The following is a 23888-nucleotide window of genomic DNA, read 5'->3' on the forward strand; positions in this document are numbered from 1 at the left end:
TTGGCGCGTCCGACCATGGGCTCGAGAAAAGCGCCATTTGTCGGGGACAAGTATGCAAGGCAGCCCTATCACCTTCATCGTCGCGTTCATCGTCGTTCTGGCGTTGATCGGCGTCGCTGCATGGCTGGTTCGCCGATTCGCCACCAGCCGGCTCGGTGCCAACACCCAGCGCGGCAGGATGCCCCGGCTCGCCGTGATCGATGCCGCTGCGGTCGATGGTCGGCGTCGCCTGGTGCTGGTCCGGCGTGACAATGTCGAGCATCTCCTGATGATCGGCGGCCCCACCGACATCGTCGTCGAGCCGAACATCGTGCGCGCCGCGTCCGGCCGCGACCAGCTTCCGCAGCGTCCCAATGCCGCCGAGCCGCCGCGCCTTGCGCCGATGCCGGATACCAGCGGCTGGGCCGACGAAGCGCCGCCGCGGCCCGAATTGCTCGATCATCCCGAGCCGCAAATGCCCGAGCCGCCGCCGCGGCCCGCACGTCCCTCTTTCGCCGACGAAGTGCGCCGGCCCGCTCCCGCGCTGGCCGAGCGCCGCAACGAGCCGCCACTGGCCGGCTTCAACCCGGAGCCGCTGGTGCCGCCGCGCCCCGAGCGCGAGCCACGCCCCGAACCGATGCCGCCGCGCGTTGCCCGCAACGAGCCGCCGCTGATGCCGCGTCCGCCGCGCCAGAGCGAGCCGGTGAAGGTTCCGCCGGTGCGCGCCGAGCGTGCGGCCGCGCCTCCGCCGCCGGTACCGCAGGCTCCGCCTGTTCCGCCGCCGGCCCCCGCTCCAGCCGCGCCCTCGAACGCCGAGCAGAATCTCGCCGAGATGGCGCAGCGGCTCGAAGCCGCGCTTCGCCGCCCGGCCGGCGACACCGTCGCACCTCCGGTTGCGCCGGAGCCGCCCGCTCCGCCACCGCCGCGCGCCGCACGGAGCGAACCGCCGGCACCACCGGCGCCGCCGGCAAAGCCGGCCGCGGAGAAGACCAGCTTTGAAAATCTCGAAGACGAGATGGCCTCATTGCTCGGCCGTCCGAAGCCGTCTTCGTGAGGCTGCCGGCCCTCCCGCGTAGAGTTGTTTTTCTTTCTGTCCTGATCGCCGCGGCTTCGCTCGCGATGCCTGCGCATGCGCAGGACATCAGCATCAATCTCGGCGGCGGCGGTGCTGGCGGTGGCGGCGTCACCGAGCGCGCGATCCAGCTCATCGCGCTGCTCACGGTGCTGTCGATCGCGCCGTCGATCCTGATCATGATGACGTCGTTCACGCGCATCGTGGTCGTGTTGTCGCTGCTGCGCACCGCGATGGGCACGGCGACTGCGCCGCCGAATTCGGTGATCATCGCGCTCGCAATGTTCCTCACCTTCTTCGTGATGGGCCCCGTCCTGCAAAAATCCTACGACGAGGGCATCCGCCCGCTCGTCGCCAACCAGCTTGGCGTCGAGGACGGACTCCAGCGGGCTTCCGTCCCTTTGCGCGGCTTCATGCAGAAGAACGTGCGCGAGAAGGACCTCAAGCTGTTCCTGGATCTCTCCGGCGAGCCGCCGCCGGCAACGCCCGACGACCTCGCGCTGCGCATTCTCGTCCCTGCCTTCATGATCTCCGAACTGAAGCGCGCCTTCGAGATCGGCTTCCTGCTGTTCCTGCCCTTCCTGATCATCGACCTCGTCGTCGCCTCCGTGCTGATGTCGATGGGCATGATGATGCTGCCGCCCGCAACGATCTCGCTGCCGTTCAAGCTGATCTTCTTCGTGCTGGTCGACGGCTGGTCGCTGGTGGCCGGGAGCTTGGTGCAGAGTTACGGGGGATAGCTGCGGCTTTGCGGGAGCCGTCAACGACGCATCCTCTCCGCCCCGGCGATGGCCCCCGGCCCCTCCCCGTCATTGCGAGGAGCTCTTGCGACGAAGCAATCCAGACCGCCTCCACGGAGAGATTCTGGATTGCTTCGCTGCGCTCGCAATGACGGAGGTTGGGGCGATCTGTCGGGCCGCGCTGCGCGCGGTTATGCCCGCCCCTACCCTGTCACGTCATACTGCTTGCTGAGGTGATCGCCGATCTGCACCAGCATGGCGACGCTCTCCGGGAAGCCTGCCCGGTCCCGCGTGGCCTGGTCGGCATCGGCGCGGAACTCCCAGCTGTCGCCGTCGCGGACGATCGAGATGGCGAGGTCGTCCGGGCCATCGACATGGGCCTTCAATTCGGCTCGCGCCATGGCGATGAGTTCGGCTTCGGTCTCGGCAGGCTTGCTCATTTCAACGCTCTCCCGGCATGAAGATGCTAGGTTGCCGCCTCGCGCGGCACCTGTCGAGAGGCCCAGAGGTAGCAGGGTTCCTACCGCGTCATCTTGATCTGCCGCACGACGGGGATCGTGGGCAGCGAGCCGGTGTGATCGGCCTCGTCCTTGGCCTGCGGCGAGGACGGTGCGCGGGCGGTGGCGTCGGGGAAGCGCTGCTTCATCTCGCGCAGGAAGCCGTCGAGCGTGTCGACGCTGGCAGCGAGCTTGGCGATCTCGGCGAACTCGGCGCTGGAGGACGCGGCCGGCTTGCTCGCGATGTCGAAGGCGACGCGGTCCGCGCTCTCGCTCATCAGCGGCGCATATTTCTCGCGGAAGCGCGACAGGCCGATCGAGTCGTCGGCGAGCGCATAACCGACGGCGGCGCGGATGATGTCGCTCTTCTCCACCGCGTTGAGCGGCTTGAAGTCGCGGAAACGGTCGCCGTAATAGAGCTCGATCTGCTCGGCGGATTCACGCCAGCGTCGCGCCGCCCAGAAGATGTCGGAGCGCAGGCGGAGCACCTCGCGCCCGGAGACGTTGGAGACGATGTCGAGCGCGAGATCGTGGCGGCCGACGTCGCTTTGCGCACGCGCCTCCAGCAGCAGCCGCTGCTGCCGCAGCTCGCCGGAGAGATCGCTGATGCGGCTCGCGCGCAGCGCCGAGATCGCCATGTCGGGCTTGCGATTGGCGAGGTAGATCATGGACAGGCGCGCGGCGACCTGGGCGCGGGCAGCGCCTTCGAGGCGGTGATCCACCTGGTATTGCAGCAGCTCGGCGGCCTGGTCGAGCAGGTCGATCGAGGCGAGACGGTCGGCCAGGCGGCGGATCAGCTCGTCGCCGCGGCGGCCGATCGGCGTCAGCTCGCGGAACTCGTAGAACATCCCGAGCGCCTCGACCGGCGGCAGCTCGTCGCCCTTGGGCCCCAGGAAGATCTGCGTGAACAGGTCGGAGGCAAGGTCCTGCGCCTGACGCGAGGCCTCGGCGTTCGGCTGGAGCTTTGTCGCGGTGCGCGCCGCCCTGAGCGCGTCCCGGTAGCGCCCGTTCTCGGCATAGATCTGCGACAGCATCTGCAGCGTCTTGACCTCGATCGAGTCGCCCCGCCAGGTCATCGACAGCGTCTCGAGCTCGCGCAGCGCGTCTTCCTTGGTGATCTCGTCGCGTTTCTGCCGCAGCGCCACTTCGAGCTGCTTGGCCTCGGCCGCCGCCTGACGATCGTTCGAGGCGACCGCGAACCTGTAGTCGTCGAGCGCGTCCTTGTCGTGCCCGAGCGCCTCGGCAAGCCGGCCGCGCAGCACGGCGAAACCGGGCGCCGCCTCAGGCGATATGCCGACCACCTCGATCTCGCTGCGGCGCTTGGAGGCGCCGGCGTAGTCCTTCACCTCGAGCGAGGCGCGCATCGCCTCCATCGTCACGATGCGCTGGATGTCGATCGGCAGCGAGGCGATGGCGAATTCGACGTTCTTGAACTTTTCGCGGGCATCCGCCCATTTGCCCTGGCGCGCATAGGCGAGCGCCTTCCAGAGCTGGGAATCGTGGCTGTTGCCGATCACGGGATTGGCGAGATCCTTCAGCCCCTGCGCGGGACGGCCGATCAGGATGCTCGCGATCGCATGCATGATCAGCGCGCCGCTTTCCTCCTTGTTGAGGGGATCGCTCAGCATCAGGTCGGTCACCGACTTGGCTTCGTGGTACATGGCGCGCGACATGTAGAACTGCGCGAGATCGAGCCGGGGCAGCGAGCGCTGCGCCGGCTCGACGGCCGAGATCGCCGTGATCAGGCTGCCCTGGCGCGTCCAGAAATCCTCCGACTGGCCCTTGCGCCAGCCTTCCGGACTGAAGACCGGCCGCACCGCGGTCGGCGCCCGTTCGGCGGAGATATCGACCGGCGACAGCGTCAGTCCGCCCTTCTTGCCGAGAATGATCTTGTCGGATCCGACCTCGATGCCGACCTCGTCGGAGTTCGGCCGGATCGCGATGCCGTGCGCGGATTCGAGCAGCGAGAGATCGACGAGGTCCTGCCGCTTGATGAAGCCGCGCACCGGCCGCTGCCCGGTGACGACATAGAGCGTGTCGCCGGCGTCGGGGTCGGTCAGCTTGTGCAACTGGCCCGGATTGGCGAAGGGGATCGCGATATTGGCGAGCGCGGGGTCGGTGATGTTGCGCGACATCATCAGCGGCAGCGGCGTCGCCTGGATCTTGTCGGCGAGGGTCAGCAGCCAGTTGGTCTCCTTGCCGACCTCCTCGCTCGTCAGCGAGTAGACCAGCGGCCGGGTGAGACGGATGCGCACCGCCTGCCCCTTGTCGAGCGGCATGCGGCTGACCTCGCCGATCATCGCGCCGCCCCTGCTGCGGATCGCCTCGACGTCAATCGGCTTCGGCGTATCGAATACCAGCCACACCGTATCGCCGCGGCGGAACGCCGCCGCAGGCGTTGCGACCTGAAGCGGGAAGATCACGCGCAAGCCGTCGCTGTCGCGGCGCACATCGACGCTGGCGACAGCGGGCTGCGGCGCGGCCGGAGCCTCCGCAGGCGCAGCCTTGACGCTTTCCTTGACCGGCTCCTTTACGACCTCCTTGGGCGCTTCGGCCGCCGCGGGCTTGACGGGCGCGACCGCAGCTTCCGTTGCTGAAGGTGCAGGCTTCGACGCTTCCTTGGGCGCCTCCGCAGCGTCGGCCGCAGGAGCCGGCGCCGGCTTCGGCGCTTCAACGGTCGGCATCGCCGCCAGAGCTTCCGGCTTCACCTCGGGTTTGACATCGATTTTGGCTTCGCGCGCGATCGTCTCCGACGTCGGCGGCGTAACCTCGCGATGAGCGTCCTTCGGCTTCTCGGCCGCCGGCTTTTCAGGCGCGGGTCCATGACCGGCGGCAGGCTTGGCCTGCGCGATGATGGACTCGGCCGTTGCGGCGGTCTTGCCCTTGTCAGGCTGGAACGAGATATCGACGACGTAGTTCTTGTCGTCGCGGAAGGAATGCACGTCGGAATCGCCGATCAGGGCGATCTCGACACTGGTCTGGTCGATGTCGGCCTTCTGCTTGATCGAGGCGACGTTCGGCGGCGCGGCGACGACGGCGTCCGCCAGATCGAAATTGAGATTGGCGTTGAACGCGAGCGTCAGCTTCTGCTCATTGAGCACGGAGGACACGCCGACGCCGTCGGGCATCTCGAACACGAAGCGGACGAAGGTCGGCTGCACCGAGGCACGGACGCGGATCTGCGGACGCTTCTTGGTCTCGGCCGCGGCGCGCTGGGCGCGCAAGGCACGTTCGGCGACACGCGCACGCTCGGCCAGTTCCTTGACCACATCCATGGGCAGGCTTGGCGGCGGCCCCTTCCAGCCTTCCGGCAAGAGGTCGATGAAGGTGCGCTCGCCGGCATTCATGGTGTTGACGGTGACGCGCCGCGCCAGCGACAGGCGGATGGCGCCGCCGTCGGGATCGCGGCGGGCAGAATTGACGTAGTCGGGCGCACCTTCCGGAACGCGGTCGACGGGAACGTCGACCGCCCGGTCGAAGCGAATGATGAGGATGGAGCCGGCCGTCGTCACCTCGGAGGGAACGTCCTCGCCGAGCTTGATCACGAGGCGGGCAAAACCACCGCCGGCCGAGAAAGTCGCCTCGCCCCGGATCGCATCGGCGGAACGGGCGGGGGCACTGAAGCCGATCAGAAGGCAGGCCGCCAGCACCGGCGCCTTGCGGACATGACGCGACAGCCCCCGCGCCAAAGCGCGGGCTCGCGACCACAATCCATCGGCAGCCTTCTGCGCCATTGGCGGCATGTCTTCCGGTTCGACGGCTCGCACCGGCACTGGTGCCGGCCCCTGCCCTCGAATGTAGGTTTTGCCAATTAAGGACTTCTTAAGTATGAGCCCTCAATTCGGCTTTTGCGTCGGCTTGCCGTCGATCTTGGGGAGGTCGCCGGCCGAGGCCGATTGATCGCCGCCGCCATTGGCCCGGCGGGCCATCTCGACCGTCAGCCGCTCGGCGGCCTCCGGCGACATCACTCCCATGATGTCCGACATCTTTCGCGGCGCGATCTGGGAGGCGATCTCGATCAGCACGCTCATCTCGAGCCGGTCGAACACCCGCGCAGCGTCCTTGGGCTTCATGCCCTCATACATGGTCACGAGGCCCTTCATGCGCTGGGCTTCGGCGGCCTTCTGCTCGGCCTGGGTCGCGGAGATGCGGGATTCCACCGCCTTCATCTCCTCGACCTTGTTCTCGATGCGCTTCTCGGCCGACTTGAGCAGGCTCTCGCGGATGTCGATCTCGCGCTGGCGGGCCTCGATCTCCTGGCGGCGCGACTGCAAGCGTTCCAGGATCGCGCGCTCGGAGGCCGAGACCTGCGGCTGGGCCTCGTCCATCTTGACCACGGTGCCCTCGGGCTTGGTCTCGGGTGCGGCGGGCTTCGGCGCCTCCTTCGGCGCGCCATGGGTCGATCCCGTGATGTCGGGGTCCTCGCGGCCGGTTGGGAAGTTCAGATTCTCCTGCGCCCAGGACTTTTTCACCTGGCTCGGCTGGTAGTCGAACACATAGCCGCCATTGATCACGAGGCCCACGACCTTGAGCGTGGCAAGCCCTGCGACGGCGACCAGAACGACCGGAATGACGCGGATGTTACGGAAGGACTTCATACCCTGACTTTATGCGGCAAGACCGTTGGATCGTCGGCGCTCGGAGAAGGCTTCGGCCGCAGCCGCCACCGCCTTCGCCGACGAGGGCTTGGCGGTCGGCGTCGCAACCGTTTCCGGGCTCGTCACGGGGCGCGCGGCGATTGCGATCTTGGACAGGCGCCGCACCACGTTGTCGGCTTCGCCGAGCTGCTTGTAGAGCTGGTCCGACATCTGCGTCGCCGCCGCAAGCTGGCTGCCGAGGTTCTCGTTGACGTCGCGGACGGCGAGTTTCAGCCCGCCGATCGCGCGTTCGGCGATCTCGGTGGCGGTGATCAGCTCGCCGATGACCGCCTTCAGCGAATGCTCGTCCGCCTTCAGCCGCGTCAGCCGCTTGTTGAGCATGACGCAGTAGACGATCGTCAGCATCAGCAGGATAGCCACCAACGTCTCGATCGCCATTCCCAGGGAGTGGTTCATGGGGCCTCCATCATCTTGTTCTGCTCGTCGACCTTCTCGAACATCGCAAGTGTCGTACTTGGCTTGCGCAAGGGTTTCGTCACGCGGATGGCGACGCGGTCGCCGACCCGGCCCATCCGCCCCTCGGTCAGGGTGACGTCGCCGCAGCGCACGGTCACGGCGGCATCCGCGCGCATCTCGAGCGGCAGCGTGTCGCCGACCTTGAGCCGCATCAGCTGCTTGAGCGGGATGTCGGCCTCGTAGAGCACGGCATCGACGGCGATCTCGGCCTGCACGATCTCGGTGGCGAAATGGCCCTCCCAGATCTGGTCGCGGCCGAACTTCTCGCCCATGAACATCTGGAGCAGCACGCCCCGGATCGGTTCGATGGTCGCATAGGGCAGCAACAGCTCGATGTTGCCGCCGCGGTCTTCCATGTCGATGCGCAGGCGCACCAGGATCGCCGCATTGGCGGGCCGGCTGATCGCGGCGAAACGCGGGTTGGTCTCGAGCCGGTCGATCGTGAAGGTCACCGGCGACAGCGGCCGGAACGCCTGCTCGGCATCGGCCAGCACCACCTCGACCAGCCGTTTGACCAGCTCGGTCTCGATCGTGGTGTAGGGCCGGCCCTCGATGCGGAGCTGGCTCGAGCCGCGGCGGCCGCCGAGCAGCACGTCGATCATCGAGTAGATCAGGCTGGAATCGACCGTCGCCATGCCGAAGTTTTCCCACTCCTCGGCCTTGAACACCGAGAGCACGGCCGGCAGCGGGATCGAGTTCATGTAGTCGCCGAAGCGCACCGAGGTGATGCGGTCGAGCGAGACTTCGACGTTGTCGGAGGTAAAATTGCGCAAGGAGGTCGTCAGCAACCGCACCAGGCGGTCGAAGACGATTTCGAGCATCGGCAGACGCTCGTAGGAGACCATCGCCGAATCGATGATGGCGCGAATGCCGGAATGGTCGTCGAGGGTGACGTCGCCGACGGTGAAGCCGAGGAGGTTGTCGATCTCCTCCTGCGACAGCACCCGCTCGCCGGAGTTCTTGCCGGTGCCGAGATCGCGGCTGCCGTCCTCGACCATGGCCGCCCATTGCAGGGCCATGGTCTCGGATAGCTCGTTTTCGGCAGCAGCCTTCGCGGCCTCCGCGGGATCCTCGGAATCAAGCGAGGCCTCCCATTGGGCGGCAATTGCATCCTGGTCGACTTGTTCGTTGCCCGCCATGATCCCTAGACCATCATGCTCACTGGATCACGACTTCCTTGAACAGCACCGCGCTGACCTGGATCGGGGAAACCGCCGCGTTGACGCGCTTGGTCAGCTCTTCCCTGAGGCGGAAGACGCCGGCGGATCCGTTGAGGTCGGAGGAGCGCAGCTCGCGCACATAGGTCTGGAAGATGTCGGTGATGCGCGGCATGGTCGGCTTGATCGCCTCGATCTGCTTCTCTTCCTTCAGCTCCAGCACGATCTTGAGCTTCAGATATTGCACGCGCTCGCCGGGCGCGCCGGCGAGGTTGACCATGATGTCGGGCACGTCGACGAAGGCCGGCGGCTTCGGCGGCGGCGCCGCCTCGGCATGATGCTCGTCGTCGCCATGACGGAAGAAGAAGAACCAGGTTGCGGCACCGCCGCCGAGGACGGCGAGCAGGCCGACAGCCATGATGATGAGCTTGAGCTTGTTCTTCGGCGGAGCGGCTTCCGCGCCTTCGGCGGCTGCGCCGCCTTCCGCTTCATTGTCTGCCATGGTCGATCGGCTCGCTCATCTCATAAGGAATCGAAAGAGCGAAGCCTCCTGGCAGACAGTGACGCGATACAAATGCCCCAGCGCAGTGCGCTCCTCTTACATGCAAACGCTACGGTAATAATGGTTAACGGAATCTTTCGATTGGGCCTCCACTAGGAAAAATCTGCCGGGCAAACATGGCTAACAGAACCTTTCTGCCGCCTCCCCGGGCCCCTCGAAAATCGACAAAGCATTGAGATTACATAACTTTCTGAGTTGGCACGGCTTTCGCTGAGAGAGGACCGAGACCGGACGGTTTGGGAGAACCTGACGGCCTCGTTCACGGGTCTGCCACGGCGCTTGGGAGAGCGAGGTGGCAGGCTCACTCAGGGGAGATTTCCGATGCAGAACGCGCTTCTGATCGGCTTGTCACGGCAGATGACGTTGGAACGGCAGATGGATGTCATCGCCAACAACGTCGCCAATGCCAACACCAACGGCTTCAAGGCCGACCATTCGCTGTTCGAGGAGTACCTCAACTCGAACGCGCGTGAGGACAATTTCATCGCGTCCGACCGCCGGGTCTCCTATGTGCAGGACCGCGGCACCTTCCGCGACGTCGGCCAGGGGCCGATGGAGATGACCAAGAACCCGCTCGACATGGCGATCACCGGCGACGCCTATTTCGCGGTGCAGGCCAATGGCGGCGAGCGCTACACCCGCGACGGCAAATTCTCGCTCAACAGCACCGGCCAGCTCGTCACCTCCGACGGCAACCTCGTGCTCGGCACCGGCGGCCCGATCACCTTCCAGCCGACCGACCACGACATCAACGTCGCCCCGGACGGCACCATCACGGTGCTCGAGGGCACGGCCAGGACCGATTCGATCCGCGGCAAGATCCGCATTGTGTCGTTCGACGATCCGACCAGGCTGACCAAGCTCGGCGCCAATCTCTATGACACCGGCTCCGCCAACCAGCAGGCCGCCACCAAGTCGACCGTGCAGCAGGGCTATATCGAGAAGTCGAACGTGAACTCGGTCGGCGAGATGAGCCGCATGGTCGAGGTCATGCGCAGCTACACCGCCATCGCCAATCTGCTCCAGCAGCAGAGCGACCTCCACAAATCGGCGATCGAGAAGCTCGCCGACGTTCCGGCCTGATTAGGGGATCACTGACATGCAAGCGCTCCACACCGCTGCGACCGGAATGGCGGCCCAGGAACTCAACGTCCAGGTCATCTCCAACAACATCGCCAACCTGCGCACCACTGGTTTCAAGAAGCAGACCGCGGCGTTCCAGGACCTGATCTACGAGCACGTCCGCCGCGTCGGCGCGCAGGCCTCGGACCAGGGCACCATCCTGCCTGTCGGCGTCGACATCGGCGGCGGCGTCAAGACCGTCGGCACGCCGCGCAGCATGACGCAGGGCACGCTGTCGCAGACCGGCAACGATCTCGACCTCGCGATGTCGGGCGAAGGCTTCTTCAAGATCCTGATGCCCGACGGGACCTATCAATACACCCGCGACGGCACCTTCCAGATGGACAATCAGGGCCGCGTCGTCACGGCGCAGGGCAACCCGGTGCAGCCGACCATCACCATCCCGAACAACGCGTCCGGCATCTCCGTGAGCGAGCAGGGCCAGGTCTCGGTGACGCTGCCGGGCTCGTCGACCTCCTCGATCATCGGCCAGATCGGCGTGACCCGGTTCATCAACAAGGCGGGTTTGCAGCCCGTCGGCAGCAACCAGTTCACCGAAACACCCTCCTCCGGCCCGCCGCAGGACGGCACCGCGAACGCCGAAGGCTACGGCAAGATCACGCAGGGCAGCCTGGAGCAGGCCAATGTCGACGTCGTCTCGGAGATGAGCGACCTGATCGCCGCCCAGCGCGCCTACGAGATGAACGCCAAGGTGATCAGCGCCGCCGACCAGATGATGCAATCGACCACGGCGCTGTTCCGCTGAGGTGATGACGATGATCCGCACCACCCTTGCCACCATCTCCACCCTGCTCGCGCTGGCTCTGCCGGCCGAGGCCGGCGACGATGTCATCGCAACGCCGACGCTGCGCGCCAGCATCACCGTCACCTCGGACGTGGTGCGGGTCGGCGATCTCATCGACAACGCCGGATCGGCCGCGCTGGTCCCGGTCTACCGCTCGCCCGATCTCGGCACCACCGGCGCGCTGCCGGTCGCGCAAGTGCTGTCGGTGCTGCGCGCCAAACAGGTGATCGGCGTGATGACCGGCGACATCAAGGAAGTCCAGGTCACCCGCCTCGCGCGCACGCTCGCCAACAAGGACCTCGAAACCGCGGTGGCCTCGGCGCTCGAGCGGCGCTTCGGCCTTGGGGACGCCGCCAACATCGCCGTCACGTTCGACCGCGGCGTCGCCGACATGCGGCTCGATGCCTCCAACACCGGTGCGCTCCAGCCGATCGCGACCCGCTATGACGCCCGCAGCGGCCGTTTCGACATCGCCTTCGAGATCAGCAACGACACCAATCCGACGCCGACCAAGCTGCGCTTCACCGGCACCGCGATCGAGACGGTGGAAGTGGCCGTGCTGACGCGCGACATCGACCGCGCCGATCTCCTGAAGTCCTCCGACATCACGCTGGAGCGCCGGCCGAAGGCCGAGGTCACCGGCGAGCCCGCCTCGCGCGACCGCAGCATCGGCATGCAGCTCCGCCGGCCGATGCGCTCGGGCACGCCGATCCGCGTCGCCGACATCGTCAAGCCCGACTTCGTATCGCGCGACCAGAGCGTCACCGTCATCTACCAGGTTCCCGGGATCTACCTCACCACCCGCGGCAAGGCGATCGAGAGCGGCGCGGAGGGCGACACGGTGAGTGTCCTCAACCTCCAGACCAAGCGCACGCTGACCGGTGTCGTCACCGGCCGCGGCCAGGTGACGGTCCAGGGCGCCAGCCAGTCCGCGCCGATGGCGGCTGCGGTCGAGCAGACCTCCTCGCTCAAGCGCGACGAAGCGCCTGCTCCCACCGCCGCCGCGGCCCTCGCCCGGAGCCTGATCCAGGCCCCAGCGTCTCAGGCCCAGGCCGCTCAGGCGCAAGCCGCTCAAGCTCAAATCGCCCAAGCCCAGATCCCGCAAGTTCGCGTCTCGCAAGCTCCAGCCAAGTCAGAGTAAGTCATGTCCTCGTTCAGTTCGGCTTCCCGTCTTCGTCGCATTGCGATCTCTGCCCTGCTGCTGGCCTCTTGCGCGCTGGGCGGCTGCTCCTCGATCGACCGCCTGTCGCAGATCGGCGAGCAACCGAAATTGTCGGCGATCGACAATCCGACGACGCAGCCCGGCTACAAGCCGGTACAGATGCCGATGCCGAAGCCGGAAGTCGCCTCCTACAACCCGAACTCATTGTGGCGCAACGGCAGCCGCGCCTTCTTCAAGGACCAGCGCGCCCGCCAGATCGGCGACCTCCTGACCGTGACCGTGAACATCACCGACAAGGCCAACATCGCCAACGAGACCCAGCGCAGCCGCACCAATTCGGAAAATTCGGGTATCACCGACTTCATCGGCGCCCAGACGATCACTCAGGCCAACAAGATCCTGCCCGGCCGCATCCTCACCGCCGATTCCACCGCCTCCAGCGACGGCAAGGGCTCTGTCAACCGCACGGAAGCCTTGCAGACCAACGTCGCCGCGGTCGTCACCCAGGTGCTGCCGAACGGCAACCTCGTGGTCGAGGGCAAGCAGGAGATCCGCGTCAACTACGAGATCCGCGAGCTCATCGTCGCCGGCATCGTCCGCCCCGAAGACATCCAGAGCGACAACACCATCGATTCCACCAAGATCGCGCAGGCCCGCATCGCCTACGGCGGCCGCGGCCAGATCATGGACGTGCAGCAGCCGCGTTACGGCCAGCAAGTCATGGACGTGCTGCTGCCCTTCTAAGCTTCTCCCGAGCTCCCACATCGTGTTCGCGAACCTAGGCGCGAACGACGATGTACTACGCGGCCCTCGCTAGCTCCCCTGGCGAGGGCCGCATGTATTTTGTGGCGGCGACGCTCCAGATTCCGTCATTGCGAGCTCCTCGCAGTGACGGCGTGGAGAGATCAGGTGAACTCCGCCTCCACCGTCCCCAGCCCGTCCAGTTCCATCCGCACCTTGTCGCCGGCCTTCAGCCACAGCGTCTTGACCAGGCTGCCGGTGAGAACGAGCTGCCCGGCGTGCAAGCCCTTGCCCTCGGCGGCGAGATGGTTGGCGAGCCAGGCGAGTGCGTTGTGGGGATGGCCGAGCACGTCGGCGCCGGTGCCGTGGCTGACCTCTTCGCCATTGACGATGGCGCGGCCCTTGACCGCTTTCAGATCCGGCACGGACGAGCGCGGCACCGCCTCACCCAGCACGCAGCCGGCGGCGAAGAAATCGTCGGCGATCAACGTCGGCGCGCCCATCTCTTCCCACTTCACATAGCGGTCGTCGACGATCTCGATCGCGGGATGATAGGCCTCGACGGCCTCGCCGACCCATTCGGCCGTGAACGGCGCCTCGCCGGCGGCGAGGTCACGCTGCAATCGCACCGCGATCTCGCACTCGACGCCGACACGGACATAATCGGCGGCCGCGAGCTTGGCCCCGCTCTCGTACACGCCCTTCTGGAACACGCCGCCGCCGCAGGGATGCGGGATGCCGATATAGTCCTGCATCACCTGACTGGTGCAGCCGATCTTGTAACCAACAAGCGGCCCGACATTCGGCAGCAGGAGATCGTGCAGCGCACGCTGGACCTTATAGCCCTCGGCTTCGTCGGCGGGCGGGCGGTCCAGCGCCGCGAGCGGCGCATGGTTGCGGCGCGCCAGCGCGATCGCCTTTGCGGCTTTGAGCATATTGTCCATCGGCGCCGCCTCCCACGCTACGCAATCGAGGTCGGCACTTCAGCATCCCCGCGGGGGCGTGACAAGCGCGGGCCGAAGGAGGCCCCAGGGCGGCCTCAGCCCTTGACGAGGCCGAGCCGGATCAGGCTCTCGGCCGTCGAGAGGATCGCCTCATCGTTGGAACGGGCCTGCCAGCCGAGCAGCGACCTCGCCTTGGCGCTGGTGGAATGCCGCACCCTTCCAAGCATCGGCACGACCGCACGCAGCAGCGGGATCCGGTTCGCAGCCAGCCGTACCAGCCAGTCCGGGGCCCGGAGCCGCGGAACCCGTCGCGCCCTGGGCCCCAGTTCCCGCCGCAGCACCTTGCCGATATCGAGGATCGACATCGTCTCGCCGGAGACCGCGATGAAGCGCTCGCCTTTCGCCTCGGGCGCCGTCATCGCCCGCAGATGCAGATCAGCCACGTCGCGCACGTCGACCACGCCGAAATAAACCCGCGGCACCGCCGGCATCGCGCCGTCGAGCAGCGATTTGACGATCTCGATCGAGCCCGAGAAGTCCGGCCCCAGCACGGGACCAAAGATGCCGGCGGGATTGACGACCGACAGCTCAAGCCCGCCGCCCTCGCGTGCGACGAAATCCCAGGCCGCGCGCTCGGCGAGCGTCTTGGATTTGATGTAGGGCTGCACGTCGGCGCCGTCGAGATTGGTCCAGTCGGTCTCGTCGAACGGCTTTTCGCGCGATGGATGGCCATAGCCGATCGCGCCCAGCGACGAGGTGACGACGACCCGCTTGACGCCGGCCTCGCGCGCAGCACGCAGCACCCGCAGCGTGCCGTCGCGGGCCGGGATGATCATGTCGTTCTCGTCCCTGGGAACACTGGTCGACAATGGCGAGGCGACATGGAGCACGTAGTCGCAGCCCTCAACCGCCTCGCGCCAGCCGTCGTCCGCGGTGAGATCGGCGGTGAAGAAGGACAGGCTCTCGGGCGAAGCCGCCCCGCCCTCGCGCAGCATCGCCAGCACTTCGTCCCGCCGGTCCGGCCGGCGCACCGTCGTTCGCACCTCGTAGCCGGCCGCCATCAGATGCAGGACCACATGGATGCCGACGAAGCCGGACCCGCCGGTGACCAGAACAGTGCTCATTGCCGAATTCCCTCATTGCGCGAGCCGGCGAATTGGTTCCGCCACCCTGCCCAGGGCCGCATCTGGTCACTATCTGCCAGGGGAACAAGTAGAATGGATTTCGAGACCGGTATGGAAAACCTGACCAGCGTTTGCGATGGCGACTGCGATTGCAGCCCCGACCCTGCCCTGCTCGCCGACTTCAAGCGGGCGATCCATGCGCTCGGCGGCAAGTGGAAACTCGAGATCCTGTTCGCGCTGATGAACGGCGCAGTCCGGTTCGGCGCATTGCGGCGATCGATCGGCGGCATCACCCAGCACATGCTGACCACGCAACTGCGCGAGCTCGAACAGGACGGATTGGTGTCGCGAACCGCCTTCGCGGAGAAGCCATTGCGGGTGGAGTACGAGCTGACGGATGCGGCTTACGGGCTGTTGCCGGCGTTTAAGGAAATATTGAGCTGGTCCAGGCTCTATGGCGATGCACGCCTTGCGGCGTCGCATGAGGCCTGATTGCAGCGATGCTTGATGCCGCCGGATCCGCGTCTCAACGTTCGGGTCGATCTCGTTGATGCGACTCGCAAAATCCCCCGCACCTGAAGTGAAGGCTGTTTCTCATCCGAACTTGCGTGAGCTCGGAGGAATGGAGTCTAGCCCATTGATCGCGATTCACTTTTCGCGATTGCGCTCACGCGCTGGGCGCGCGGCGGTAGCAGACAGGCAAAATGCCGATCACGGCGCGAAACGGCGCCCTGCGTCCACAAACAAAGAGCCGCATCTCTCCGGCTCGGACTCTATTCGTCGCGGTAGACCTTCTCGCGTTTCTCGTGGCGCTCCTGCGCTTCCACCGAGAGCGTCGCGATGGGCCGGGCTTCGAGCCGCTTCAATGAGATCGGCTCGCCGGTGTCCTCGCAATAGCCGTAGGTGTTGTCCTCGATCCGCTGGAGCGCGGCGTCGATCTTGGCGATCAACTTGCGCTGGCGGTCGCGGGCGCGGAGTTCGATAGCGCGGTCGGTTTCGGACGATGCCCGATCGGCGAGATCGGGGTGGTTCACGTTCTCCTCCTGCAGGGCTTGCAGGGTGAGCTTGGACTCTTTGAGGATCTCATCCTTCCAGGCGAGGAGCTTCAAACGGAAGTACTCCTTCTGCCGGTCGTTCATGAAAGGCTCTTTTTCGGTCGGTCGGTAGTTTTTCAACTTTTCCAAGGGCGGCCTATCTGTCTAATCAACGACTCGCTAACGGAACGAGGTCCGTTGAGCGGGGCCTTATATAGCGGCCTCCTGTGACAGACAATATTTCCTTAATCCCTCGGTTACCGCCCCCAAACCCTTGCACAGGAAGGTTTATCCGGAAAAGCCCGGGGGCGGCCGAGAACTCAGTAGCCGACCGTGAAACGCTGCCTCAAATGGGCGGGCCGCTCGATCTCGTCGGCGAGCGCAATGGCGTAGTCGGCGAAGGTGATCCAGCTTTTCCCGTTCGCATCTGCGAGAAGCTGATCGGTGCCGAGCCGGAACTTGGCCGTCCGTTCCCCCTCGATGAACAGCGCCGATGGCGAGATGAAGGTCCAGTTCAGGTCCTTTTCCTGCCGCAGCAGGTCGAGGAAGTCCCCGCCTTTTTCGGCCTCGGCCTTGTATTGAGCCGGAAAACCAGGGGTTGTGACCAGTTTGACGCCGGGAGCGACCTCCAGGCTGCCGGCTCCGCCGACAACGAGGTAGCGACCCACCTTGGAGTCCTTTGCCGCGCCGATCAGCTTGAGCGGGTCGCTGGCCAGGAAGTGCACGGAACTCACGGCGACATCGTGCCCGGCCCACAGCTTGGCGAGGCCGGCCTGGTCGCGCACGTCGCCCTTGGTGGGCGTGACGTTCGGCAGGATCGCGATCTTCTCCGGGTTCCGGGCGATGGCCGTGACCGCGTGGCCTCGGCGCGACAGTTCCTTGGTGATCTCCGACCCGGCCCGGCCCGAGGCGCCGGCGACTGCGATTTTCATGGAAGGCTCCTTTGCTTCTCTAGTAACTAATGGTGACTAGATATCGCAAAGACTGCTGGTGTTAAGAGAGCACTTTGTGCTTACCTGATTACGCTCGAGTAACCGGTACGCGTCACCACCGCGCGAGCCGGCAAGCAACTCAACGGATCCAGAGGACCCGACGATGAAGCCAGACGTCTATGCAGCGAACTGCCCCACGCGCCAGATCCTCGATCGCGTCGGCGACAAATGGGCGGTGCTGATCCTGCTGCTGTTGCGCGAGGAGCCGATGCGCTTCAATCAGTTGCGCCGCACGATTGAAGGCATTTCTCAGAAGATGTTGAGCCAGGTTCTCAAGTCGCTCGAACGCGACGGCCTGATCAAGCGTCACGCCATCGCAACCGTGCCGGTGACGGTGGAATATTCGATCACGCAGCTCGGCGTAACGCTCGCCGGCGCCGTCGATCCCCTGCGCGATTGGGCGGAACAGAATCTGAAAGACGTGCTCGCCGCACAGCGCCGCTACGACGCGCAGCAGAAGGATGAAGCGGCGTAAGCGCTAAGCCTGCCCGGCCTTGGCGAGCTCGACCTCGACGCGCAGCTCGATCTCGGACAGCACGGAATCAAGACCGGGATCGCCCGAGGACGATTTCAGGTTCGCCGCGGCATCGCGCAGCCGCATCACGGTCGACGCGTCGAGATTGCCGGACAGAAGTCCCATCTTGAGATCGTCGAGCACGTCGAGCGCGGTCTTGCCACGGGCGACCGAGCGCTTGCGGCGTTCGACCGGATCTTCCTCGATGCCTTGCAGTGCGAGCAGCCCGTCGATGTTCGCGGCGGCCTTCGGTGCGGCAGCACCCCGCGTCTCCTGAGCCGACGAGGTATCGGGCAGTACGAAGGTGCCGGAGCTCGTCCGCCTGGCCTGGCTGGCCGGCGCTCCAAGCGTGGTGCCGTTCGGTCCGTAGATGCGCATCGCAGCAATCCGGGTGATCGATGCCGTCACCTTCGCCGTCTTATGGTTAACGGCACGTAAACAGCCCGGCAAAATCTGCCGACAGGCGGCAGTTTCGCTCCTCACGGAGAACGCTCGCTGACACCGGTCGAAACAGATTTATTCAACCTATTCAACCGCGTACCCCCTCTGCCCCGCGTTGGCACAGCGCTCGCAAGGAAAGCGTCGGACCAGCTCGTCATGGGAGTGTCGGGGTTGGTCCGGGATTTGAGGAGCCTCGGGGAGCAGAGGATGTCAGGCGTTCGTTGGGAGAGGATTGTTGGGGTGGCCTGCGCCGCGCTGTCAGCGCTGGCGCTCTCGGTCACGTCTGCAAGCGCGACTTCGCGCATCAAGGACCTCGCCAACATCGAGGGCGTGCGGCAGAACCAGCTCATCGGCTACGGCCTCGTCGTCGGCCTCAACGGCACCGGCGACACGCTCAACAACATTCCCTTCACCAAGCAGTCGCTGCAGGCGATGCTCGAGCGCATGGGCGTCAACATCCGCGGCGCCACCATCCGCACCGGCAACGTCGCCGCCGTGATGGTCACGGGCAATCTGCCGGCCTTCGCCACCCAGGGCACGCGCATGGACGTCACCGTCTCCGCGCTGGGCGACGCCAAGGATCTGCGCGGCGGCACCCTGCTGGTCACGCCGCTGCTCGGCGCCGACGGCAACGTCTACGCGGTCGGACAGGGCTCGCTTGCCATCTCCGGATTCCAGGCCGAGGGCGAAGCGGCGAAGATCGTGCGCGGCGTTCCGACCGTCGGTCGCATCGCCAATGGCGCCATCATCGAGCGCGAGATCGAGTTCGCGCTCAATCGGCTGCCGAACGTGCGGCTTGCGCTGCGCAACGCCGACTTCACCACGGCCAAGCGGATCGCGGCCGCGATCAACGACTATCTCGGCGTCAAGACCGCCGAACCGATCGATCCCTCGACAGTGCAGCTCTCGATCCCGCCGGAGTTCAAGGGCAACGTCGTCGCCTTCCTCACCGAGATCGAGCAGCTCCAGGTCGATCCCGATCTTGCCGCCAAGATCGTCATCGACGAACGAAGCGGCATCATCGTGATGGGCCGCGACGTCCGTGTCGCCACCGTCGCGGTGGCGCAAGGCAACCTCACCGTCACCATCTCCGAGAGCCCGCAGGTCAGCCAGCCCAACCCGCTGTCGCGGGGGCGCACCGTGGTCACGCCGCGCACCGGCGTCAGCGTCACCGAGGACGGCAAGAAGTTCGCCGTCGTCAAGGACGGCGTCTCGCTTCAGCAGCTCGTCGACGGCCTCAACGGCCTCGGCATCGGCCCGCGCGACCTCATCAGCATCCTCCAGGCGATCAAGGCCGCCGGCGCGATCGAAGCCGACATCGAGGTGATGTGATGCAGACCAGCATGATCAACACCCCGCGCGCCGCCGCCTCCTCGGCCTTCTCCGTGGAGAGCCGCAACGGCCGCCCCGACTTCGAGCTCGCGAGCGCCCTGCAAAAGGTCTCGCCGCAGCAGCAGGCCAAGGCGCTGAAGACCGCCACCGATTTCGAGGCGATGTTCCTCAACAGCATGTTCTCGCAGATGACTTCGGGCCTGAAGGGCGAAGGTCCGTTCGGCGACACGCCCGGCACCGGCGTGTGGCGCTCGATGCTGACCGAGCAATATTCCAAGAACTTCGCCAAGGCCGGCGGCGTCGGCGTCGCCACCGAAGTCTACCGCACCCTCATCATGCAGCAGGCGAAAACGATCCGCACGGCATAAGGTCAACCGACATGAACCACTTCAACGCCTCACGTCAGCCGATGCAAGCGCAGCGCCCGAACACCGCCCCCGGCAACGCCGAGGCGCGCAAGGTCGCCGAGCAGCTGATGGATGCGATGAGCGCCCTGCTCGGGCTGATCGAGCGCGAGACCGAGCTGGTTCGTGCCGGCAAGGTCCGCGAGGCGATGACTCTCGAGAGCAAGAAGCAGGAGCTGTCGCGAAACTACGTCGGCGCCGTCAGCGAGCTGAAGGCGAACCAGGCCCAGCTCGCGAAATCCGCGCCCGAGCTGCTCTCGACGCTGCATCGGCACCACGATGCGTTCCGCGCGATGCTCCAGGTCAATCTCACCGTGCTCGCGACCGCACACGCGGTCTCCGAAAGCGTGGTGCGCGGCGTCAACGCCGAGATCCAGAAGCGCAACGTGCCGAACACCTATACGGCGGCGGGCCGCCGCGCCACTCCGGGCCCGCGCCACATCACCCCGCTCGCGGTCAGCCGCTCGCTCTGAGCGCACGCCATAACAAGCGATAATTTTACGAAAAACCGCGCGACGATATCGTCGCGCGGTTAGGCACGTTTGCTTACCGGGTGTTCAATCCTGGTGTTCCATGGTTGCGCATTGAGAGGGGTTGGGATTTGACTCACGTGAGGCAACCAGGAGGCTGCCATGAGTACAGATTTCAGCATCAGGCCGGTGGGGATACCGGCCCCCGCGCAGATCATAACGACGTCGAATTCGGCGGCGAACGAAGCCGTGCAAACCGATTTGCCGGTAAGCCAGGCGGTCGCTGCAAGCGATAGCAGTGCGCCCGTACGCGCGGATCCCCACACCAACGAGAATATCTCGCGCCAGGTCGTATTCGACCAGGCGGCTGCATCCTTCGTGTTTCAGGTGGTCAACGACAAGACCGACGCGGTGGTCAACCAGTTCCCCGATGAAGCGATGCTGCGCCGGCGGGCCTATTTCCATGCAGAGGATCTGAAGTCGCAGCCCTCGCGTCCGCTCAATACGGACCTCAGCGCCTGACATTCAGGTGTCGCGCGTGGTAACGGCGGTGTCGAGATAGGTCGAACCGGTCGCGGGATCGGTGACGACGTTTTTGGCCTTGCCGATATCGGTCAGCTTGAACTTCGTACACGGTCGACGGGATGTGGCCCGTGGCGGACAGCGATCACGGACGGCCGGACAGACCGGCGGCGATATTCCGGTTGATCTCGATCAGCGGGCGGAAGTGATCGAACTGCGGGCTCATCTGGAGCGCCGCGGTCTGGCTCAGCACGAACACGCTGATGTTGGCGATCTGCTGCCGCACGTCGAGCGGTTGCGGATTGTTGTCGCGCATCGCCTCGCTCAGGAAGATCGTCCAGAGCTTGCGGTTGAACATCAGCGCCTGCGTGGTCTGCTCGCTGAACGGGTCGGCGTTGTTGATCGCGTCCTGGAGCTTGTTTGCGGCCTTGAGCAGGGTTTGCGCCTCAACGTCGCGAGGAGATGCGGTGGTCGTTGCAACGCGCGCGTAGGCCGAGGCAGCAGAATTCGACATCAATCACACCCTGGAGGTTACCTAGCCCGTTGAACGCGCTTAAGGATTTCTTTCCCAACCCTAGGCAGCACCGCTTAAGATTTGCTTACGTGTGTGCTTGGAAGCACTCCGGATTATTACGGGTCGCAGAGTACTTCCTCGCAAAGCTAGATGCGCACATGCACGCTGTAAACCGCCTCGCATGATGCGCATCAATCTCAGCTAATCCGGCCTTAGCGATCTCCGTAAAAAGAGCGGCGGAGCATTAGCCCCGCCGCGATATCTCGTATTGCGATCCTGCGCTGCGAGCTTAGCGGAGCAGCTGCAGCACGCTCTGCTGCGACTGGTTGGCGAGCGACAGCGCGGACACCGCGATCGACTGGCGGGTCGACAGCGCCTGGCTGTTGGCCGCTTCCTCGTTGGTGTCGGCGAGCGTCAGGTTGGACGAGCCGGTCTGCAGCACGTTGATCAGGTTCTTCGAGAAGTCCTGACGCACCTGCACGATCGAGAGGTTCGAACCGAGCGCGGAGCCTTCCGAGCGCAGCGTGCTCGAGGCCGCATTCAGGCTCGCCAGCACCTTGTTGGTGGCGCCGTTGTCGATGAAGTCGACACCGTTGACGAGGTTGGACAGACCGAGGCCGGCTGCGTTGAACACCACGCCGTTGATGCTGAGCGTCGAGCTGCCGGTTTCGTTGAAGACGAGCTTCAGCGTATCGCCGTTGAGCAGGTTGACGCCATTGAACGAGGAGTCCTGCGAGGTCGTGTCGATCTGCGCGAGGATGTTGTTGAACTGGTTGACCAGGTTCGAGCGCGCGGTCTGCGCGACGGGATCCTGCACCGGCGGCTGGGCCGTGGTGAACGCCAGGATGCCAGTGAGCGTGCCGCCGACCGCGCCGCCAGCGACCGTCGAGCCGAGCGTCGAGGACGCGTACTCGTTGACGGTGGTCACCGTGAGCACGCCGTTGGCGTCGATGGTCGCCGTCAGATGGTTGGCCTGGAGCTGCGCATTGAGCTGGTCCAGCGTCTTGACCGTGCCGTTGGTGCCGTCACCGAAGGTGACGTTGACGGGCGTACCGCCATTGAAGGAGGTGAAGGTCAGCGTCTTGCCGCTGACGCCGCCGACGCCGGAGGTGCGCGCCGCGCTGAACGCGGTCGCCGTTCCCGTATTGCCGCTGAGACCGAACGCGTTGAGCGCGTTGCCGGTGCCGGTGATCGAAAGATCGGCGTTGATGCCGGTCGAGAGCGCCAGCTGACCGCTGGAATTCACCGACGACGGGATCTGGCCGGCGGTCGTCGAGAGCGTCGCTGCCCCATTGAAGATGCTCGCGGTCTTCACGCCGGTGGCGAGGTCGATCGAGTTGAGCAGGTCGGTCAGCGTCGCGCTCTGGAGATAGACGGTCGAGTTGCCGTTGCCGTCGGTGACGACGTTGCCGTTGACACCGCCCGAGGTCACGCTTGCTGCCGACTGGGGCGTCTGCGCGTTCTTGAACGTGATCGTGTGGCCGTCGATGTTGAGCGTCGAGCCGTCCTGGACCAGCGACCCCAGCGAGCCCGTGGTCGTCGAACGGTTCGCGCTGACGCTGGCATTGCCCGCACCGGTGGCCGCGGTCAGCCCAAGCGCCTTGAGGAAGTCGGCTTTGCCCGTCACGTTCAGATCCGCGCCGGTCGAGCTCTTCAGCGTGACGACACCCGCCGCGATGGACGATGGCGTCTGAACCGTACCAACGGTCGCACCGCTCGTCGCAATCGTCGCAGCGCCGGCGCTGATGGTTGCGCTCTTGACGCCGCTCGCCAGATCGATCGCGGTCAGGAGGTCGCTGACCGTACCGGTCGGTGTGCCGGTCGTGCCCATATAGACGATCGAGTTGCCATTGCCGTCGGTGGCGATATGGCCGCTGGCATCGAGACCCCAGCCGGTGGGCTGCGCGGAAGGCGCAGCGCCGGTGCGGAACGTCACGGTCTTGCCGTTGACGGCAATCGAGTCGCCGTCTGCCGGAGACGCACCGAAGGTGGTCGCAGCCGTCGCACCGATCAGCGTGTTGGTGCCGGCCAGCGCCGTCGTACCGTCGGCGGCCGTGGCGGCGGAGCCAGCCAGCGTGCCGGCGTTGGCGCCGAGCGCAGCGCCGAGTGCGGCGCTGGCCGTCACCGGGGTCACGCCACCGGGCGCACCGGTATAGAGCACGTTGCTGTTGGCGGTCGCGCTCGCATAGGAGGTCGTGCCGCGCAAATCGGCCGGCGTCGCGCCGGGAATCGTGGTCGAGACGTTGGACTTGGTGGAGTAGCCGACCGTGGTCTGCAGCGCCTGGTTGGCGATCGATTTCGCGCTGTCGATCAGCTTCTGCAGCGAGGTGATGCCGGTGTTGGCCGCCTGCAGCACCTGGACACCGTTGTTGATGCCGTCGAGCAGGTTGCTGATGTCGCTCGCCCGGTTATCCAACCCCTGCGCCGTGAAGAAGTTGGTGGGATTGTCGAGGGCCGTGTTGACCTTCTTGCCGGTCGACAGCCGCTCCTGCGTCGTGGCCAGGAGATCGGCCGTCGACTGCAGCGACAACAGGTTCTGGCGAACTGACGCCGAGAGAACGATGTTGGACATTGGCAGGTCTTCCTCTTGAACCGGATACGAATCGGCCGCGCGGGTCTGGAAGCGGGCGTTTGTCCAGTTTTAGG

General features: G+C 65.7%; 25 protein-coding genes. 12 read left to right on the forward strand and 13 right to left on the reverse strand.

Translation table 11 applies throughout. The annotated features are described in order from the left end of the window. The first annotated feature begins 52 nt into the window (after positions 1 to 52). Both NLM25_RS29790 and fliP read left to right on the forward strand, forming a co-directional pair. Positions 53 to 1033, forward strand: coding sequence for a flagellar biosynthetic protein FliO (locus NLM25_RS29790; RefSeq protein WP_254139360.1), 981 nt, complete (start codon positions 53 to 55; stop codon positions 1031 to 1033). Further along, positions 1030 to 1791 (forward strand): flagellar type III secretion system pore protein FliP, encoded by a 762-nt coding sequence (fliP, locus tag NLM25_RS29795; protein WP_254121248.1) that lies wholly within the window; start codon positions 1030 to 1032, stop codon positions 1789 to 1791. The genes NLM25_RS29790 and fliP overlap by 4 nt, the downstream gene beginning before the upstream one ends. 203 nt (positions 1792 to 1994) lie before the next feature. Here fliP and NLM25_RS29800 read toward each other — a convergent pair whose 3' ends face one another. The 6 genes from NLM25_RS29800 to fliL form a co-directional block, all read right to left on the reverse strand. Beyond that, positions 1995 to 2231, reverse strand: a complete 237-nt coding sequence (locus tag NLM25_RS29800; protein WP_254139361.1) for a hypothetical protein — start codon at positions 2229 to 2231, stop codon at positions 1995 to 1997. 80 nt (positions 2232 to 2311) lie between these two features. Beyond that, entirely contained in the window at positions 2312 to 6022 is a 3711-nt protein-coding gene (locus NLM25_RS29805) for a tetratricopeptide repeat protein (protein ID WP_254141289.1), read from the reverse strand. Between the two features lie 102 nt (positions 6023 to 6124). Beyond that, positions 6125 to 6886, reverse strand: coding sequence for a MotE family protein (locus tag NLM25_RS29810; RefSeq protein ID WP_254121254.1), 762 nt, complete (start codon positions 6884 to 6886; stop codon positions 6125 to 6127). A 9-nt stretch (positions 6887 to 6895) separates the two neighbouring features. After that, complete coding sequence (locus tag NLM25_RS29815; RefSeq protein ID WP_254121256.1) at positions 6896 to 7342, reverse strand: DUF6468 domain-containing protein; 447 nt, start codon at positions 7340 to 7342, stop codon at positions 6896 to 6898. Continuing rightward, complete coding sequence (gene fliM / locus NLM25_RS29820) at positions 7339 to 8541, reverse strand: flagellar motor switch protein FliM (RefSeq protein WP_254121257.1); 1203 nt, start codon at positions 8539 to 8541, stop codon at positions 7339 to 7341. Before fliM ends, NLM25_RS29815 begins: the two co-directional genes overlap by 4 nt. Before the next feature lie 19 nt (positions 8542 to 8560). Beyond that, positions 8561 to 9061: a flagellar basal body-associated protein FliL gene (gene fliL / locus NLM25_RS29825; RefSeq protein WP_254121258.1), complete on the reverse strand. Its 501-nt coding sequence runs from the start codon at positions 9059 to 9061 to the stop codon at positions 8561 to 8563. Positions 9062 to 9442: 381 nt separating this feature from the next. Here fliL and flgF point away from each other — a divergent pair, with 381 nt between their 5' ends. Genes flgF through flgH form a run of 4 tightly spaced genes read left to right on the forward strand, consistent with a single transcriptional unit; the run spans position 9443 to position 12954 of the window. Beyond that, complete coding sequence (gene flgF / locus NLM25_RS29830) at positions 9443 to 10204, forward strand: flagellar basal-body rod protein FlgF (RefSeq protein ID WP_254139362.1); 762 nt, start codon at positions 9443 to 9445, stop codon at positions 10202 to 10204. Positions 10205 to 10220: 16 nt separating this feature from the next. Further along, complete coding sequence (flgG, locus tag NLM25_RS29835; protein ID WP_018642817.1) at positions 10221 to 11009, forward strand: flagellar basal-body rod protein FlgG; 789 nt, start codon at positions 10221 to 10223, stop codon at positions 11007 to 11009. A gap of 10 nt (positions 11010 to 11019) precedes the next feature. Continuing rightward, positions 11020 to 12189 carry a flagellar basal body P-ring formation chaperone FlgA gene (gene flgA / locus NLM25_RS29840; RefSeq protein WP_254139363.1) on the forward strand — a complete coding sequence of 390 codons (1170 nt, stop codon included), beginning with the start codon at positions 11020 to 11022 and terminating at the stop codon, positions 12187 to 12189. Between the two features lie 3 nt (positions 12190 to 12192). Further along, complete coding sequence (gene flgH / locus NLM25_RS29845) at positions 12193 to 12954, forward strand: flagellar basal body L-ring protein FlgH (protein WP_254139364.1); 762 nt, start codon at positions 12193 to 12195, stop codon at positions 12952 to 12954. 161 nt (positions 12955 to 13115) lie between these two features. On the opposite strand, the gene NLM25_RS29850 is transcribed toward flgH, so the two are convergent. Both NLM25_RS29850 and NLM25_RS29855 read right to left on the reverse strand, forming a co-directional pair. Next, positions 13116 to 13895: a 2-keto-4-pentenoate hydratase gene (locus tag NLM25_RS29850; RefSeq protein ID WP_254139365.1), complete on the reverse strand. Its 780-nt coding sequence runs from the start codon at positions 13893 to 13895 to the stop codon at positions 13116 to 13118. 95 nt (positions 13896 to 13990) lie between these two features. Then, positions 13991 to 15019 (reverse strand): aldehyde reductase, encoded by a 1029-nt coding sequence (locus tag NLM25_RS29855; RefSeq protein ID WP_254139366.1) that lies wholly within the window; start codon positions 15017 to 15019, stop codon positions 13991 to 13993. A 93-nt stretch (positions 15020 to 15112) separates the two neighbouring features. Here NLM25_RS29855 and NLM25_RS29860 point away from each other — a divergent pair, with 93 nt between their 5' ends. Continuing rightward, complete coding sequence (locus NLM25_RS29860) at positions 15113 to 15511, forward strand: helix-turn-helix domain-containing protein (protein WP_254121275.1); 399 nt, start codon at positions 15113 to 15115, stop codon at positions 15509 to 15511. Positions 15512 to 15792: 281 nt separating this feature from the next. Here NLM25_RS29860 and dksA read toward each other — a convergent pair whose 3' ends face one another. Together dksA and NLM25_RS29870 are read right to left on the reverse strand one after the other, a co-directional pair. Beyond that, on the reverse strand, positions 15793 to 16158 hold the full coding sequence (gene dksA, locus NLM25_RS29865) for an RNA polymerase-binding protein DksA (RefSeq protein ID WP_008554760.1): 366 nt from the start codon (positions 16156 to 16158) through the stop codon (positions 15793 to 15795). A gap of 215 nt (positions 16159 to 16373) precedes the next feature. Then, complete coding sequence (locus NLM25_RS29870) at positions 16374 to 16985, reverse strand: NAD(P)-dependent oxidoreductase (protein ID WP_254139367.1); 612 nt, start codon at positions 16983 to 16985, stop codon at positions 16374 to 16376. 163 nt (positions 16986 to 17148) lie between these two features. On the opposite strand from NLM25_RS29870, the gene NLM25_RS29875 reads away from it, so the two are divergent. Continuing rightward, positions 17149 to 17520, forward strand: a complete 372-nt coding sequence (locus NLM25_RS29875; RefSeq protein ID WP_254121279.1) for a helix-turn-helix domain-containing protein — start codon at positions 17149 to 17151, stop codon at positions 17518 to 17520. A gap of 3 nt (positions 17521 to 17523) precedes the next feature. On the opposite strand, the gene NLM25_RS29880 is transcribed toward NLM25_RS29875, so the two are convergent. Beyond that, the gene (locus NLM25_RS29880) at positions 17524 to 17937 is read right to left on the reverse strand and encodes a flagellar assembly protein FliX (RefSeq protein ID WP_254124480.1); all 414 of its coding nucleotides are present in this window, start codon (positions 17935 to 17937) and stop codon (positions 17524 to 17526) included. A 270-nt stretch (positions 17938 to 18207) separates the two neighbouring features. Here NLM25_RS29880 and NLM25_RS29885 point away from each other — a divergent pair, with 270 nt between their 5' ends. From NLM25_RS29885 to NLM25_RS29900, 4 genes are all read left to right on the forward strand, one after another. Then, positions 18208 to 19332 carry a flagellar basal body P-ring protein FlgI gene (locus NLM25_RS29885; RefSeq protein ID WP_254139368.1) on the forward strand — a complete coding sequence of 375 codons (1125 nt, stop codon included), beginning with the start codon at positions 18208 to 18210 and terminating at the stop codon, positions 19330 to 19332. After that, positions 19332 to 19700, forward strand: coding sequence for a flagellar assembly peptidoglycan hydrolase FlgJ (gene flgJ / locus NLM25_RS29890; protein WP_254139369.1), 369 nt, complete (start codon positions 19332 to 19334; stop codon positions 19698 to 19700). Before NLM25_RS29885 ends, flgJ begins: the two co-directional genes overlap by 1 nt. Before the next feature lie 11 nt (positions 19701 to 19711). Then, positions 19712 to 20209 carry a hypothetical protein gene (locus tag NLM25_RS29895; RefSeq protein WP_254139370.1) on the forward strand — a complete coding sequence of 166 codons (498 nt, stop codon included), beginning with the start codon at positions 19712 to 19714 and terminating at the stop codon, positions 20207 to 20209. Between the two features lie 159 nt (positions 20210 to 20368). Next, positions 20369 to 20728 (forward strand): hypothetical protein, encoded by a 360-nt coding sequence (locus tag NLM25_RS29900; RefSeq protein ID WP_254121284.1) that lies wholly within the window; start codon positions 20369 to 20371, stop codon positions 20726 to 20728. Positions 20729 to 20873: 145 nt separating this feature from the next. Here the strand turns inward: NLM25_RS29900 and flaF are convergent, their stop codons facing one another. Together flaF and NLM25_RS29910 are read right to left on the reverse strand one after the other, a co-directional pair. Continuing rightward, positions 20874 to 21242, reverse strand: coding sequence for a flagellar biosynthesis regulator FlaF (gene flaF / locus NLM25_RS29905; protein WP_254121285.1), 369 nt, complete (start codon positions 21240 to 21242; stop codon positions 20874 to 20876). Between the two features lie 289 nt (positions 21243 to 21531). Next, entirely contained in the window at positions 21532 to 23814 is a 2283-nt protein-coding gene (locus NLM25_RS29910; protein ID WP_254121286.1) for a DUF1522 domain-containing protein, read from the reverse strand. Positions 23815 to 23888: the final 74 nt, after the last annotated feature.

This window comes from Bradyrhizobium sp. CCGB01 (genome assembly GCF_024199795.1).
GTDB lineage: Bacteria > Pseudomonadota > Alphaproteobacteria > Rhizobiales > Xanthobacteraceae > Bradyrhizobium.

What these genes read in the sequence shown, in the direction of transcription:
- NLM25_RS29910 (WP_254121286.1), bottom strand. Translation starts at nt 23,814, where the DNA reads ATGTCCAACATCGTTCTCTCGGCGTCAGTTCGCCAGAACCTGTTGTCG.
- fliM (WP_254121257.1), bottom strand. Translation starts at nt 8,541, where the DNA reads ATGGCGGGCAACGAACAAGTCGACCAGGATGCAATTGCCGCCCAATGG.
- dksA (WP_008554760.1), bottom strand. Translation starts at nt 16,158, where the DNA reads ATGAACGACCGGCAGAAGGAGTACTTCCGTTTGAAGCTCCTCGCCTGG.
- fliL (WP_254121258.1), bottom strand. Translation starts at nt 9,061, where the DNA reads ATGGCAGACAATGAAGCGGAAGGCGGCGCAGCCGCCGAAGGCGCGGAA.
- NLM25_RS29850 (WP_254139365.1), bottom strand. Translation starts at nt 13,895, where the DNA reads ATGGACAATATGCTCAAAGCCGCAAAGGCGATCGCGCTGGCGCGCCGC.
- NLM25_RS29895 (WP_254139370.1), top strand. Translation starts at nt 19,712, where the DNA reads ATGAACCACTTCAACGCCTCACGTCAGCCGATGCAAGCGCAGCGCCCG.
- flaF (WP_254121285.1), bottom strand. Translation starts at nt 21,242, where the DNA reads ATGTCGAATTCTGCTGCCTCGGCCTACGCGCGCGTTGCAACGACCACC.
- NLM25_RS29880 (WP_254124480.1), bottom strand. Translation starts at nt 17,937, where the DNA reads ATGCGCATCTACGGACCGAACGGCACCACGCTTGGAGCGCCGGCCAGC.
- NLM25_RS29790 (WP_254139360.1), top strand. Translation starts at nt 53, where the DNA reads ATGCAAGGCAGCCCTATCACCTTCATCGTCGCGTTCATCGTCGTTCTG.
- flgF (WP_254139362.1), top strand. Translation starts at nt 9,443, where the DNA reads ATGCAGAACGCGCTTCTGATCGGCTTGTCACGGCAGATGACGTTGGAA.
- flgA (WP_254139363.1), top strand. Translation starts at nt 11,020, where the DNA reads ATGATCCGCACCACCCTTGCCACCATCTCCACCCTGCTCGCGCTGGCT.
- flgH (WP_254139364.1), top strand. Translation starts at nt 12,193, where the DNA reads ATGTCCTCGTTCAGTTCGGCTTCCCGTCTTCGTCGCATTGCGATCTCT.
- NLM25_RS29870 (WP_254139367.1), bottom strand. Translation starts at nt 16,985, where the DNA reads ATGAAAATCGCAGTCGCCGGCGCCTCGGGCCGGGCCGGGTCGGAGATC.
- NLM25_RS29815 (WP_254121256.1), bottom strand. Translation starts at nt 7,342, where the DNA reads ATGAACCACTCCCTGGGAATGGCGATCGAGACGTTGGTGGCTATCCTG.
- flgG (WP_018642817.1), top strand. Translation starts at nt 10,221, where the DNA reads ATGCAAGCGCTCCACACCGCTGCGACCGGAATGGCGGCCCAGGAACTC.
- NLM25_RS29900 (WP_254121284.1), top strand. Translation starts at nt 20,369, where the DNA reads ATGAGTACAGATTTCAGCATCAGGCCGGTGGGGATACCGGCCCCCGCG.
- NLM25_RS29875 (WP_254121279.1), top strand. Translation starts at nt 17,149, where the DNA reads ATGAAGCCAGACGTCTATGCAGCGAACTGCCCCACGCGCCAGATCCTC.
- NLM25_RS29885 (WP_254139368.1), top strand. Translation starts at nt 18,208, where the DNA reads ATGTCAGGCGTTCGTTGGGAGAGGATTGTTGGGGTGGCCTGCGCCGCG.
- flgJ (WP_254139369.1), top strand. Translation starts at nt 19,332, where the DNA reads ATGCAGACCAGCATGATCAACACCCCGCGCGCCGCCGCCTCCTCGGCC.
- NLM25_RS29855 (WP_254139366.1), bottom strand. Translation starts at nt 15,019, where the DNA reads ATGAGCACTGTTCTGGTCACCGGCGGGTCCGGCTTCGTCGGCATCCAT.
- NLM25_RS29810 (WP_254121254.1), bottom strand. Translation starts at nt 6,886, where the DNA reads ATGAAGTCCTTCCGTAACATCCGCGTCATTCCGGTCGTTCTGGTCGCC.
- NLM25_RS29805 (WP_254141289.1), bottom strand. Translation starts at nt 6,022, where the DNA reads ATGGCGCAGAAGGCTGCCGATGGATTGTGGTCGCGAGCCCGCGCTTTG.
- NLM25_RS29800 (WP_254139361.1), bottom strand. Translation starts at nt 2,231, where the DNA reads ATGAGCAAGCCTGCCGAGACCGAAGCCGAACTCATCGCCATGGCGCGA.
- NLM25_RS29860 (WP_254121275.1), top strand. Translation starts at nt 15,113, where the DNA reads ATGGATTTCGAGACCGGTATGGAAAACCTGACCAGCGTTTGCGATGGC.